14 protein-coding genes and 1 riboswitch are annotated in these 11,768 nt (G+C 61.3%); of the genes, 8 read left to right on the top strand and 6 right to left on the bottom strand.

The window, feature by feature from the left end; genetic code table 11:
• Window positions 1–16: 16 nt before the first annotated feature.
• Window positions 17–259, bottom strand: coding sequence for a hypothetical protein (locus tag GGC65_RS12760; protein WP_192647510.1), 243 nt, complete (start codon window positions 257–259; stop codon window positions 17–19).
• Window positions 256–1,089, bottom strand: a complete 834-nt coding sequence (locus GGC65_RS12765) for a hypothetical protein (protein WP_192647511.1) — start codon at window positions 1,087–1,089, stop codon at window positions 256–258. Before GGC65_RS12765 ends, GGC65_RS12760 begins: the two co-directional genes overlap by 4 nt.
• Before the next feature lie 212 nt (window positions 1,090–1,301).
• Between GGC65_RS12765 and GGC65_RS12770 the strand changes: the two genes are divergently transcribed.
• On the top strand, window positions 1,302–2,333 hold the full coding sequence (locus GGC65_RS12770) for a MipA/OmpV family protein (RefSeq protein WP_192647512.1): 1,032 nt from the start codon (window positions 1,302–1,304) through the stop codon (window positions 2,331–2,333).
• Window positions 2,334–2,531: 198 nt separating this feature from the next.
• On the opposite strand, the gene GGC65_RS12775 is transcribed toward GGC65_RS12770, so the two are convergent.
• Window positions 2,532–3,422, bottom strand: a complete 891-nt coding sequence (locus GGC65_RS12775; RefSeq protein ID WP_192647513.1) for a LysR family transcriptional regulator — start codon at window positions 3,420–3,422, stop codon at window positions 2,532–2,534.
• A 138-nt stretch (window positions 3,423–3,560) separates the two neighbouring features.
• On the opposite strand from GGC65_RS12775, the gene GGC65_RS12780 reads away from it, so the two are divergent.
• Genes GGC65_RS12780 through GGC65_RS12795 form a run of 4 tightly spaced genes read left to right on the top strand, consistent with a single transcriptional unit; the run spans window position 3,561 to window position 5,564 of the window.
• On the top strand, window positions 3,561–4,187 hold the full coding sequence (locus GGC65_RS12780; protein ID WP_192647514.1) for a pyridoxamine 5'-phosphate oxidase family protein: 627 nt from the start codon (window positions 3,561–3,563) through the stop codon (window positions 4,185–4,187).
• Window positions 4,184–4,594 (top strand): VOC family protein, encoded by a 411-nt coding sequence (locus tag GGC65_RS12785; protein WP_192647515.1) that lies wholly within the window; start codon window positions 4,184–4,186, stop codon window positions 4,592–4,594. The genes GGC65_RS12780 and GGC65_RS12785 overlap by 4 nt, the downstream gene beginning before the upstream one ends.
• A gap of 12 nt (window positions 4,595–4,606) precedes the next feature.
• A complete protein-coding gene (locus tag GGC65_RS12790) occupies window positions 4,607–5,083 on the top strand; it encodes a DUF1348 family protein (RefSeq protein WP_192647516.1) in 477 nt (158 codons plus the stop codon).
• Between the two features lie 25 nt (window positions 5,084–5,108).
• Window positions 5,109–5,564, top strand: a complete 456-nt coding sequence (locus tag GGC65_RS12795; protein WP_192647517.1) for a DMT family transporter — start codon at window positions 5,109–5,111, stop codon at window positions 5,562–5,564.
• 308 nt (window positions 5,565–5,872) lie between these two features.
• Here GGC65_RS12795 and GGC65_RS12800 read toward each other — a convergent pair whose 3' ends face one another.
• The 3 genes from GGC65_RS12800 to GGC65_RS12810 all read right to left on the bottom strand — a co-directional run bounded on the left by GGC65_RS12800 (window position 5,873) and on the right by GGC65_RS12810 (window position 7,506).
• Window positions 5,873–6,277, bottom strand: a complete 405-nt coding sequence (locus GGC65_RS12800) for a GFA family protein (RefSeq protein WP_192647518.1) — start codon at window positions 6,275–6,277, stop codon at window positions 5,873–5,875.
• A 77-nt stretch (window positions 6,278–6,354) separates the two neighbouring features.
• Window positions 6,355–7,050, bottom strand: coding sequence for a helix-turn-helix transcriptional regulator (locus GGC65_RS12805; RefSeq protein ID WP_192647519.1), 696 nt, complete (start codon window positions 7,048–7,050; stop codon window positions 6,355–6,357).
• A gap of 15 nt (window positions 7,051–7,065) precedes the next feature.
• The gene (locus GGC65_RS12810; protein WP_192647520.1) at window positions 7,066–7,506 is read right to left on the bottom strand and encodes a DUF6265 family protein; all 441 of its coding nucleotides are present in this window, start codon (window positions 7,504–7,506) and stop codon (window positions 7,066–7,068) included.
• A 79-nt stretch (window positions 7,507–7,585) separates the two neighbouring features.
• Window positions 7,586–7,697, top strand: a riboswitch (TPP riboswitch).
• Between the two features lie 42 nt (window positions 7,698–7,739).
• On the opposite strand from GGC65_RS12810, the gene thiC reads away from it, so the two are divergent.
• From thiC to GGC65_RS12825, 3 genes are all read left to right on the top strand, one after another.
• A complete protein-coding gene (gene thiC, locus GGC65_RS12815) occupies window positions 7,740–9,626 on the top strand; it encodes a phosphomethylpyrimidine synthase ThiC (protein ID WP_192647521.1) in 1,887 nt (628 codons plus the stop codon).
• Window positions 9,627–9,711: 85 nt separating this feature from the next.
• On the top strand, window positions 9,712–10,488 hold the full coding sequence (locus GGC65_RS12820) for a hypothetical protein (RefSeq protein ID WP_192647522.1): 777 nt from the start codon (window positions 9,712–9,714) through the stop codon (window positions 10,486–10,488).
• A 259-nt stretch (window positions 10,489–10,747) separates the two neighbouring features.
• Window positions 10,748–11,638 carry a hypothetical protein gene (locus tag GGC65_RS12825; protein WP_192647523.1) on the top strand — a complete coding sequence of 297 codons (891 nt, stop codon included), beginning with the start codon at window positions 10,748–10,750 and terminating at the stop codon, window positions 11,636–11,638.
• The last annotated feature ends 130 nt before the right edge of the window (window positions 11,639–11,768 follow it).

Below are 11,768 nucleotides of genomic sequence, written 5' to 3' on the forward strand. Positions count from 1 at the left end.
GTCGAACGAAAAGGGATCAGTCGCCCTCGCGCTCGTCGCGCTCCCCCCCACGCTCTTTCGCCGCATCGACCTGCGCATAAAGCCCGCGCACCATCAGGTCGGTGAACACCAGCATCACCCCGACCATCCCCAGGAACAGCGCGACCGCGACCGCGGGAAGGGGCCCGACCATGCCGACCCCCTCCTTCTTCATCATGGCCGCGAGCACCGCCGCCGCCGCCATGAAGGCATAGCCGATGAAGCGCGGGATACGGCTCATTCCGCCTCCTCCGGGAGCGAACCATAGTCCGAAAGGTCGATTGCCATGATGTCGGCGACCAGGTCGCGCTTCGCAACATAGCGCGCCGCATCCTTGAGGTCGGCCGCGAGATGCGGCTTCAGATAGGGCGCCGCCGCCATCGGGTCGCGCCCGGCCAGCGTCTCGCTGATCGCCAGCGCGCTCATCAGCGCGCGTTCGGACAGATAACCCTGCCAGCCCGAGATATACCAGCCCGCGCCGATCGACGTCCCGGCCTCGTCCTTGGTGTGATAACCATAGCGTGCATTATTGCCGAGGAAGATACCAAAGCCGAGCGCGACCGCGGTGAGGTCGGTCAGCAGCTCCTCGCAGTCGGCACCGCCGGGCGCGGCACGCTGTGTGCCGGTCATCCAATAATGCGCCGTTTCGTGCCCCAGCGTCGCGACGAGCGCTGATTCGTCGGCGAGCTGGCTGCGCGAGGCGACGATCTCCGCCAGCCAGCCGCCCGCGCCGTCCTCGACGAGCTGGAAGGTGCCCGCCGCACTTTGCCCGCTGTGGGTGACCGCATGCCGCTCCGACACCGCCATATGCGCCCGCGCGCCATCGACCATCACCAGCCGCGTCGGCCAGTCACCGATCCCCGCGATCGCCATCACCTGTCCCAGCAGTTCGGACGCGCGGGCGTCGCCGGATAACCGGCTATCGGGAAAACAATCGCCGTCGGGCGTCGCCAACATACGGACGCGATGCGCATCCAGTCCGCCGAATTCATCGAGCAGCCAGCGGAACCCCGCCAATTGCCATTCCCACTCGTCGGCCGACAACGGCCGCTTCGGTCCGAACAGGCTCATGCCGACGGGCGTCCGGCGGGCACGCAATCGCGTCCGCTGGCGGAACCAATAGCGACGCGAAGGAATATCAAAACAGTGAAGGCGCATCGGTGCATGAAAACCACATGCGGCCAAATGCATCCTTCGGCAAGACGAAGCCGTTACAAGGACGGATTGTTTACTTACGCCCTCGTAAAACGGGGCAAGGCAACAGGATATTGAAGCGGATGACCATGCGCGATTTAAGACTGTTCTTCCGCATCGGCCCGTCTGGACGAATCATCCCGCTTCTTGCCGCCTTCGCGTTCGCCGCACCCGCCGCCGCCGACGACGCGCCCTTGCCTTATGACCTGACCGCCACAACCCCCGACAATGGGCTGGTGGACGGGCTCGCGACCGGCATCGACGCCGAACCGGCGCGCTATGTCCAGAACACCGATATCGACGAGAATATCCTGCTGCCGGGCCGGCGCGACGATGACGACGAGGAATCCGAACGCAAATGGTCGCGCGACTATATCGCCGTCGCGGCCGGGGTGATGAACACCCCCGATTATAACGGATCGGACGATCGCCGTTTCCTGCCCGCCTTTTACGTTCGCGGCCGGTACGAGGGTTTTTCCTTTTCGACCCGCGGCACCAATTTCCAGGTCGACCTGATCCGCCATCGCCGCGGGCAAAAGATCGACTGGAAATTCGGCCCGATCATCAGCCTGCGCAACGACCGTACCGGCAGCGTCAAGGATCCGCAGGTCGACCTGCTGCCCGACCGCAAGATGGCGGTCGAAATGGGCATCTTCACCGGGGTCACCAAGACGGGCGTGATCACCAGCGCTTACGACCAGCTCGGCTTTCGCATGGTCGCGCTCAAGGATATTTCGGGCCGGCACGGCAGCTGGACCGCCTCGCCGACGATCGACTACGGCACCCCGCTCTCGAAACGCGCCTTTGTCGGCATCTCGGCGTCGATGAACATCTATGGCAAGGGTTTTGGCCGCTATTATTTCGACGTCGACCCGCTCGGCAGCGCCGCGAGCGGCCTGCCCGTCTATAGCGGCGCGGGGCGGAAGGCGACGATCGGCAAATATACGCTCGGGATGGCGGGCGCCTATGCGCTGTCGGGCGACCTGCGCAAGGGCTTCGTCCTGATCGGCGGCGCGCAATATGGCCGCATGGGCGATCGCTTCGCCGACTCGCCGATCGTGAAGGACGCGGGCAGCAAGGACCAGTGGCTGTTCGGCGCGGGTTTGGCGTATCAGTTCTGACGGCTTTCGACCGGAAGCGGACGTCTCTTCTCCCCTCCCGCTTGCGGGAGGGGTCGGGGGTGGGCAGCAACGTTGCGATCAGCCCACCCCGCTGCGACTAACCAGCAAGCTGGCAAGTCTCGCTGCCCCTCCCGCAGGCGGGAGGGGATATTCGAGCACTACTCAAACGGCAGCTTCCCACCCCTAAGCCGCCATTCCTCAAACCAGCCCCGCCATCCGCATCCGCGCTTTCATTTCCGCGATGAACAGCCGCACCGCGGGCAAGCCCGCGCGCGACGGTTCGAACAGCAGATGCACCGGCAGCGCGGGCGGCTGCTCATCCGCCAGCAGCGATATCAGCCGCCCCGCATCGACCGCCTCGATGACCTGATAGCTCAGCAGATTGGCGATCCCCAGTCCCGCCTCGGCCGCCGCCAAAATCCCGTCGACGGTGTTGAGAAGCAGCCGCGGCCGCGGTTCGACGCGCCAGCGGCCCGATACGAACTGCCATTCGCCCGCCGCTCGCGGCCCCATCGCCGCGATCAGGTCGTGCCCCGCCAGATCGGTCACGCTTGCAGGCGCCCCGCGCCGCGCCAGATAGGCCGGACTCGCGACCAGCATCTGCCGCACCCAGCCGATACGAACCGCCTTCAGCCCCGAATCGGCGAGCGGCCCGATCCGCACGGCGACGTCGATCCCCTCCTCGACGATGCGGACATTGCGGTCGATCAGCATCATCCGCACCGCCAGCTCACGGTGCTGCGCCATCAGCCCGCCGACTACAGGTAGCACATGCAGCCGCCCGAACATCACTGGCGCGGTCAGGTGCAGCTGCCCACGCGGTTCGGCCTCGGCACCGCGCAGCTCGCGCTCGGCGCCCGCGAGATCGGCGAGGATGCGCCGCGCCTGCTCCAGAAACGCCGCCCCCGCGTCGGTCAACGCGACCGCGCGCGTCGAACGGTGGAACAGGCTCGTCCCCAGCCGCGCCTCGAGCGCCGCGATCCCGCGCGTTACCGCGGGCGGCGAGCTGCCGAGCTTGCGCGCCGCGGCGGCGAACCCGCCCTCGCTTGCGACAGCAACGAACATTTCCAGCGTGAGCAACCGGTCCATTATTATTCCATTTACCGGAATTAACTTGTTCGATCTTCCTTCATTATCACCAACAGCGCAATGACATATATCCGGACGGGCGAACGAAGGCAGCCCTCCTCCCGGCCTTCGTTCGCTTCCTTTTCGAAAGGCGATCCGATGGCGCAGAATTACCGGCACACATTGTTCGACGATGCGGTGAAGGCCGAGCAGGAGCGCCATGGCTCGCGCGCATCCTATGCCAAGATGGACGCCGGGGCCGATGGCACCCCCGACACGCTGACGCCCCGCGAAATCGCCTTTATCGAGGCACGCGACAGCTTTTACATGGCGAGCGTCAATGCCGAAGGCTGGCCCTATATGCAGCACCGCGGCGGCCCCGCGGGCTTCCTCCTCCACGTCGCGGGCAACCGCATCGGCTTCGCCGACTATCGCGGTAACAAGCAATATATCAGCACCGCCAATATCAAGGGCAATGACCGCGTCTCTTTGTTCCTGATGGATTATCCGAACAAGGAACGGCTGAAACTCGTCGGCCACGCCCACAGCGTCGAACTCGCCGACGATCCTGCCGCGGTCACCGCACTCATGCCAAAGGCTTATCGCGCGACGCCCGAGCGGGCCCTATTTATCGATGTGATCGGCTGGGAATGGAATTGCTCGCAGCACATCACCCCGCGCTTCACCGAGGCCGAGATTTCCGCCGCGATCCGCCCGATGGCGGATGAACTCAACCAATTGCGCGCCGAAATCGCCGCGCTCAGAGCAGAAAAGGACGCAAAATGACCACCGCACTGACCCAGGGCGCCCACCATATCGGCCTCGCCGTCCGCGATGTGACCGAAGCGCGCGACTTCTTCGTCGAGGCCTTGGGCTTCACCGTCGCCGCCGAACGTCCCGACTATCCCGCGATCTTCGTCTCCGACGGCACGACCCTGCTCACGCTGTGGCAGGTCGCCGATCCCGCGAGCGCGACGCCGTTCGATCGCCGCGCCAATATCGGCCTTCACCATCTCGCGCTCCGCGTCGCCGACCTCGATGCGCTGCGTACCGTCTTCGCGCGCGTGCAGGGCCATCCCGGCGCGGTAATCGAATTCGACCCCGAACCGATCCGCGAAGGCGCGACGACGCATCATTTCATCGCCGCGATGCCCGGTGGTATCCGTATCGAATTCGCGACCCCCTTCGCCTGAGAGGAAAAGCCGATGGCCCGTCCCCCGCTTCCCCCCTTCGACCATGACAGCGCGGTCCTGAAAGTCCGCCTCGCGGAGGATGGCTGGAACAGCCGCGACCCCGAACGCGTCGCGCTCGCCTATACGCCGGACAGCGTGTGGCGGAACCGCTCGACCTTCGTCACCGGCCGCGCCGCGATCGTCGATTTCCTCACCGCCAAGTGGCAACGCGAGCACGACTATCGGCTGGTCAAAGGGCTTTGGGCCTTCACCGGCAACCGCATCTCGGTGCGCTTCGCCTATGAATGGCACGATGGCGATGGCCAGTGGTGGCGCTCTTATGGCAATGAGAATTGGGAATTCGCCGACAATGGCGAAATGCAGCGGCGCATCGCGAGCATCAACGATCTTGCGATCGGCGAGACAGACCGCCTGCTGCTCTGGCCGCGCGACGGCGCGGGCGACCGCCGGCCCGACGACCATCCGGGCCTCGAAGAATTGGGCCTGTAGCCGCTACGACTGGGGAGGAATACCGATGGCCGCCAACAATGCACCCGCCTTTGCCACGATCATGCTGCTCACCGGCATCGGCATCCCGTTCCTTGCCGCGCTCAATTCGGGGCTGGGGCAAAAGCTTGGGCATCCGATGGCGGCGTCGGTCGTGCTGTTCGCGGTCGCGCTGCTCATCGCGATCATCGGCGCGCTGTGGACGGGATCGATGGGACAGGTGCGGCTGTCGGCCGAAACCCCTTTCCACTTCCACCTCGGCGGCATCTTCGTCGCCTTTTACGTCATCGCGGTGACCTTCATCGCGCCGCGCTTCGGGGTCGGCAATGCGATCTTCTTCGTGCTCGTCGGCCAGCTGATCAGCGCCGCGACGATCGATCATTTCGGCCTGTTCGGCGCTATGCGCTCGGCGATCGACGCCAGGCGCATCGCGGGGATCGCGCTGATGATCGCTGGCGTCTGGCTCGCGCGACGTACGGGTTGAAGGCTGGAAACGACCGATTGCGGCCGCTCCGCTACCTAACCCGTTCGCATCGAGCGAAGTCGAGATGCCCCTCGGGCTAGGCGCGATCTCGATGGGTGTCTCGACTTCGCTCGACACGAATGGGAAGAGGGCGTGGCTGTTTTCGACCGATTGCCGACCTATCCTGCATCGTCACCCCGGACTTGATCCGGGGTCCATGACTTCGGCGCCGCGATGGATCCCGGATCAAGTCCGGGGTGACGAAGAAGAAGGAGGCAACGGCCGATCCCCACCCCATAACCGCCGTTACACTGGCCGGAATCGGGCCCCTACATATGCGCCGTCACCTCGGGCGCATTCCACCAATTATTGGCCGCGCCGTCCATATGCTGCACCGGCAGCGCCGCCATCTCGGCGGGCGTCAGATCGTCGAGGCACGCGATCGACACCGAATAATAGGCGCCGCCAATCTCCTCGACATAGCCGTGGCCGAACGACGACACGCCGCACGTCTTGCAAAAGACATGATGCGCGCTGCCCGATCCGAACACATATTCCTCAAGCGCCGCGGGATCGGTCAGCAGGCGAAAGGCGTCGGGCTTGATCTGCGCGCTCCAGTTGCGCTTCTTGGTGCAGATCGAGCAATTGCATTTGCCCGTCCCCGCATCGAGATCGATATCGGCCTCGAATTTGACGGCGCCGCAGTGGCACGAACCATGGTGGGTCTTCAGCATCTTTCATCCTCCGGTCTGGCGGCGCGCGCTGCGCCCCTCACCCGAAGGGGATTAGCCCACCCCCCTGACAGATCATGTCAGGAGGCCGCATCCAGTCCATTCTGCCGCCACCAGTCGGCCATCAGCACCGCGCGCCGCCGCCCGAAGCCTTCGCTGCCGATCCGCGCCGCGGCGATGCGGTCGATGCGAAAGCTGCGGAAATCCTGCCGCAGCAGGCACCAGGCCGCGATGATCTGCTTGTCCTCGAAATAGGCGAGCGCGGCGGGCCAGATCGCGCGTTCGGTCGCGGCGCCCTTTTCGTCGGCATAGTCGATATGCAGCACCTTTTCCGCGCGCATCGCGTCGCGCACGACGGCAAGCAATGGCGCATTGCTCTCACGCCAGCGGCTGTTCACCGGCCACAGCCCCGACTCGTCGATCCGCTGCTTGAGCTCGTCGGGGCTCGCCGCCGCGATCTTGGCGAGCGCCAGCCCCGCGGCGCGCGACAGCGACCCGTCCTGCCGCCCCTCGACCCAGCGCGCGCCGAGCACCAGCGCCTCCAGCTCCTCGGCGGTGAACATCAAGGGCGGCAGGAAGAATCCCGGCCGCAGCATATAGCCGACCCCCGCCTCGCCCTCGATCGGCGCCCCCAAGGCGACCAGCGCCTGGATGTCGCGATAGAGCGTGCGCACCGACACGCCCTGCTCTTCGGCGAGTATCTCCGCCGTCACCGGCCGCCGCCGCCGGCGCAAATTGTCAATGATCGCGAAGAGCCGCCCCGTCTTGTCCGCCATGATACTCCGCTTCGCTCAGCGCCGCCGATAGGTCCAGCTCCGCGCCTTCGTCCCGTCGATCTTCGAGATCGTCGCGGTCAGCGTGTCGCCGGTGCGCGCATAGGCGATGCGCTGCGGATAATCATGCGCGGCATTTTCGAAGGTCGCGCTCGTCGCATCATGCTTCGCCAGCGGAAACGCGACCGGCGCGCGCGCCTGCGGCTGCGCCAGATAGGCGAGCGTGCCGCCCTCCCCCGCCGCGATCCGCAGAAATTCGAACTCGCGCAAGCTCTCGCCGCGCCCCGACCGGCTGTACCCGATCATCATCGCCCCGCGCGGCGCCGACCAGCTCTCCTCGGTCCAGCGCCCGTCGGCCTCGCTCACCCAGTCGCCCGCGAGCCAGCCGAGATCCGCGACGCTCGCCGCCGGGCTCGCCGCGACGAGCAAGAGCGATAGAACAGCCGCCATCATCCGCATCGAACCTCTCCCTCGCCGCTCTTTACCACCGCCCCGCCGCCATCATCAATGGACAGCTGACCGACCGCCGCCTATAAGCACACCATCCCCGGGGAGCCGCGTCTGTGATGGCCGGTTGAGAGCGGAATAGACCGCGACCCGTTGAACCTGATCCCGGTAACTCGGGCGGAGGGAGGGCCGGCTTTCACCGCGTGAGAACCGTCTTTCGCTCCGAATATATGGAGCGACTGCACATGGCCGACATCGACGCGAAATTCGAAAACTCCGCCCCCATCGGGGTGACGACCGGCCCGATCCGCGGCAGCCGCAAGATCCATGTCGCGACGCAGACCGGCAGCGGCATCCGCGTCGCGATGCGCGAGATCGACCTCGACCCGCATTCGGGCGAGCCCCCCGTCCGCGTCTATGACACCAGCGGCCCCTATACCGACCCCAATGCCACCATCGACATCGCCAAGGGCCTCGCCGAACTCCGCCGCGACTGGATCCGCGGCCGCGACGACGTCGAGGAAGTGACCCAGCGCGAGGTGCGCCCCGAGGATAACGGCCAGCTCGGCCCGGATCGCAGCGGCGGCGTCCCTGCCTTCCCCAACGTCAAGAAGCGCGTGCTCCGCGCCAAGCCCGGCGCGAACGTCAGCCAGATGCACTATGCCCGCCGCGGCATCATCACGCCCGAGATGGAATATGTCGCCGAGCGCGAGAATCTCGGCCGCGCGCGCCTCGCCGAGTATAAGCGCGACGGGCAGGACTGGGGCGCCAGCATCCCCGACTATGTCACCCCCGAATTCGTCCGCGACGAGGTCGCGCGCGGCCGCGCGATCATCCCCAGCAACATCAACCACCCCGAAAGCGAGCCGATGGCGATCGGCCGCAACTTCCTCGTCAAGATCAACGCCAATATCGGCAACAGCGCGGTCGCGTCCGACGTCGCGAGCGAGGTCGACAAGATGGTCTGGTCGATCCGCTGGGGCGCCGACACCGTCATGGACCTGTCGACGGGCCGCAACATCCACGACACGCGCGAATGGATCATCCGCAACTCGCCCGTCCCGATCGGCACCGTCCCCATCTATCAGGCGCTCGAGAAGGTCGGCGGCATCGCCGAGGATCTGACCTGGGAAATCTTTGCCGACACGCTGATCGAACAGGCCGAACAGGGCGTCGACTATTTCACCATCCATGCGGGCGTCCGCCTGCCCTACGTCCCCCTCGCGGCCAAGCGCATGACCGGCATCGTGTCGCGCGGCGGCAGCATCATGGCGAAATGGTGCCTCGCGCATCACAAGGAAAGCTTCCTCTACGAACGCTTCGACGAGATTACAGAGATCATGAAGGCCTATGACGTCGCCTACAGCCTCGGCGACGGCCTCCGCCCCGGCAGCATCTATGACGCGAACGACGAGGCGCAGTTCGCCGAACTCTACACGCTCGGCGAGCTCACCAAGCGCGCCTGGGCGCAGGATGTGCAGGTGATGATCGAGGGGCCGGGCCACGTCCCGATGCACAAGATCAAGGAGAATATGGACAAGCAGCTCGAGGCCTGCGGCGAGGCGCCCTTCTACACGCTCGGGCCGCTCACCACCGACATCGCGCCGGGTTACGACCATATCACCAGCGGCATCGGCGCCGCGCAGATCGGCTGGTACGGCACCGCGATGCTTTGCTACGTCACGCCCAAGGAGCATCTGGGCCTGCCCGACCGCGACGATGTGAAGGTCGGCGTCGTCACCTACAAGCTCGCCGCGCACGCCGCCGACCTTGCCAAGGGCCACCCCGCCGCGCAGGTCCGCGACGACGCGCTATCGAAAGCGCGCTTCGAATTCCGCTGGCGCGACCAGTTCAACCTGTCGCTCGACCCCGACACCGCCGAGCAGTACCACGATCAGACGCTCCCCGCCGAGGGCGCCAAGTCGGCGCATTTCTGCAGCATGTGCGGCCCGAAATTCTGCTCGATGAAGATCAGCCAGGAAGTCCGCGATTTTGCCAAGCTGCAAAATCAGGACAGCGCCGCCTTCATCGCCGCCGAAGAGGCCGAAAAGGGCATGGCGAAAATGAGCGAGGTTTATGAGGAAACCGGCCGCGAGCTGTATATGGGCGCGGGTGGCCGGGAGCATGATTGAGTAAGCGTGAGCTGAGAGCCACTACCCGCTACATTGACGTTCAGCGCCAGATTCCATAGCTTCGCTCGAAAGGCGAGGAATAGTCATGACCATAAAAGTGCACAGTGTCGACCACGACGACGTTATTAAGAGCGCCTACGCCGTGGGATGCACGACCTATAATTTTGCCTTGAAAGAGTTCATTCCTCTTATCGACAGATTTGATGAGCAAAGGAAAAAGCAGAACGCTAAATTCTACGCCAGATTGAGAGAGGATATAGTAAAAGGTTGCATAATGCCGCCGATTACCCTTGCATTTGTATCCAAATCCAATTCAAATAACGGCTCGATCAAAGATATAAATAATTTTGTCAACGATAACGTTTCTAAAGGATATATTCTGGACGGACTTCAGAGGTTAAATACCTTGCTATCATCATCAAAAGATGCGGGCTTTGATGGAAGTAGAAATTTATACGTCAATATCATTATTACTGAAAAATATGACTTCCTACTTTATCGAATGATAACATTGAATAATGGGCAGAAGCCCATGACGCCTCGTCATCAGATAGAAATTCTGACTAAAAACTTGCTTGATTTTACCAGCTTCGAAAATATCGTTATTCAGACAGAAAAGGAGACGGAAGAATCTCTTGTTCACGGGTCATTTAAGCTAGCCGACATATCAGCCGCCTATACCGCCTTTCTTACGAACAACGTTAACAATGATAATAACAAAATCATTGATGAGAAAATGAATGAGATTTTGGTCGGCCGCGTCATGAGCAATGATCTGTCGAGTTCAAAATCTGAGTTCTCGGATATACTATCACTCGTAGACAAATTCTCGATTGATAAGTCTGCAAAAAAATGGCTGTAAATTCAAAATAATTTGATTGGGTTTACTGTCGGATCAAAATTATCCTTTGACGTCGTTAACGATCTTGATGCTGAAGATTTCGCGCGTGAAATTCAAAAGTTTGAATCCGCGTTTTCGTCAATCAATCCCTCCAAGGTAAATGTTGGACGATACAGGCGAGAATTGTCTGAACATTACTTTAAAGAGTTGGAGAATTATGTAGATGCGAATGTCGACGACATAACGGAGAGCTTTTTCGATCTAACCGTCGCTGACTGAAATGAAAACCTTTCAGGTTTTGGATACACCGAGAAGCTCTCAGGCATTGCCAGAGGAGCTAAGGAGCGGTGCAAAACTTCCTCATATATCCGATATATACAAGATCCTTATGGGCCGCGCCGATATCAAGCGGGTTTCTTCAGGACATATATATAAATGCAGGTATGATTTCGTTTTTGAGACTCACACTAACGGGATCATTGGTTCAAACGGATTTATTGCTAGAATTACAGAAGAATCCGTTAGCAAGGCAGATTTCTTAAAGGAGTTTTCTAGACTCAAGAGAGACAACGTCGAATTTTATAAAAATCTTCGCCAAGAAATATGTCATTGCATTGTAGCTCTCTTAGAGGAGAGCTACGTAGAGTCCTTCGTGTACCTATATAGAAGCATGGAGAAAGTCGCGATTGCATTTCCGCTTCAATATATATCCTCCATCGCCGATTTTCATAAGGCAAAAGAGGCGCTGGATTCCCTATTTAGATCAGATTCTGGAGAACTAGCTTTTGCTTCAAAATTTGCAAAACTACTTTCCAAGAACAGAGACTATCTCACCGAATACAAAGTTTCGTTCTACACAGAAATTGAAAATGTGAACGAATTTAAAGTTCTTGTTAAAGAGATAAACAGATGCTGCCCCGATACATTTAAAGAAAATGCGGATATAAATGAGGATGAGGGATATTTTTCTATAGATTTTTCGCAAGTTCCGAGTTTAATTGTCAATGTTCGGAATAGACTGTTTCATAATAGCAACTCCGGTCAAGCAAACTTCAACATAGACAAGATCGGCGGCGCCGAGGAGCTTTGTCGCATGATGGTTTATGGAGGACTCCATTGGCTAACGCTGGTTTACGGCGAGGTCGTCAGAGAACGCCTGCGGAAAATTTGATCCGGCGGGATGCGATTGCGGTGACAGTTCACCAAACCCCAAAATTGCAGACCTACGAGGCGCCCCACCTCTCCGGCGGCGCCGAATAGCCCCGCAAATCCTATTTCGCACACCGCACCCCAAAAACCCC

The organism is Sphingopyxis sp. OAS728 (assembly GCF_014873485.1).
In the GTDB taxonomy this organism is placed as follows: Bacteria; Pseudomonadota; Alphaproteobacteria; order Sphingomonadales; family Sphingomonadaceae; genus Sphingopyxis.

Bases quoted from the DNA above. Each gene is read 5' to 3' on its own strand.
- thiC (WP_192647521.1), top strand. From the start codon at position 7,740: ATGGCCGACATCGACGCGAAATTCGAAAACTCCGCCCCCATCGGGGTG.
- GGC65_RS12775 (WP_192647513.1), bottom strand. From the start codon at position 3,422: ATGGACCGGTTGCTCACGCTGGAAATGTTCGTTGCTGTCGCAAGCGAG.
- GGC65_RS12785 (WP_192647515.1), top strand. From the start codon at position 4,184: ATGACCACCGCACTGACCCAGGGCGCCCACCATATCGGCCTCGCCGTC.
- GGC65_RS12770 (WP_192647512.1), top strand. From the start codon at position 1,302: ATGCGCGATTTAAGACTGTTCTTCCGCATCGGCCCGTCTGGACGAATC.
- GGC65_RS12760 (WP_192647510.1), bottom strand. From the start codon at position 259: ATGAGCCGTATCCCGCGCTTCATCGGCTATGCCTTCATGGCGGCGGCG.
- GGC65_RS12795 (WP_192647517.1), top strand. From the start codon at position 5,109: ATGGCCGCCAACAATGCACCCGCCTTTGCCACGATCATGCTGCTCACC.
- GGC65_RS12765 (WP_192647511.1), bottom strand. From the start codon at position 1,089: ATGAGCCTGTTCGGACCGAAGCGGCCGTTGTCGGCCGACGAGTGGGAA.
- GGC65_RS12780 (WP_192647514.1), top strand. From the start codon at position 3,561: ATGGCGCAGAATTACCGGCACACATTGTTCGACGATGCGGTGAAGGCC.
- GGC65_RS12820 (WP_192647522.1), top strand. From the start codon at position 9,712: ATGACCATAAAAGTGCACAGTGTCGACCACGACGACGTTATTAAGAGC.
- GGC65_RS12800 (WP_192647518.1), bottom strand. From the start codon at position 6,277: ATGCTGAAGACCCACCATGGTTCGTGCCACTGCGGCGCCGTCAAATTC.
- GGC65_RS12810 (WP_192647520.1), bottom strand. From the start codon at position 7,506: ATGCGGATGATGGCGGCTGTTCTATCGCTCTTGCTCGTCGCGGCGAGC.
- GGC65_RS12790 (WP_192647516.1), top strand. From the start codon at position 4,607: ATGGCCCGTCCCCCGCTTCCCCCCTTCGACCATGACAGCGCGGTCCTG.
- GGC65_RS12805 (WP_192647519.1), bottom strand. From the start codon at position 7,050: ATGGCGGACAAGACGGGGCGGCTCTTCGCGATCATTGACAATTTGCGC.
- GGC65_RS12825 (WP_192647523.1), top strand. From the start codon at position 10,748: ATGAAAACCTTTCAGGTTTTGGATACACCGAGAAGCTCTCAGGCATTG.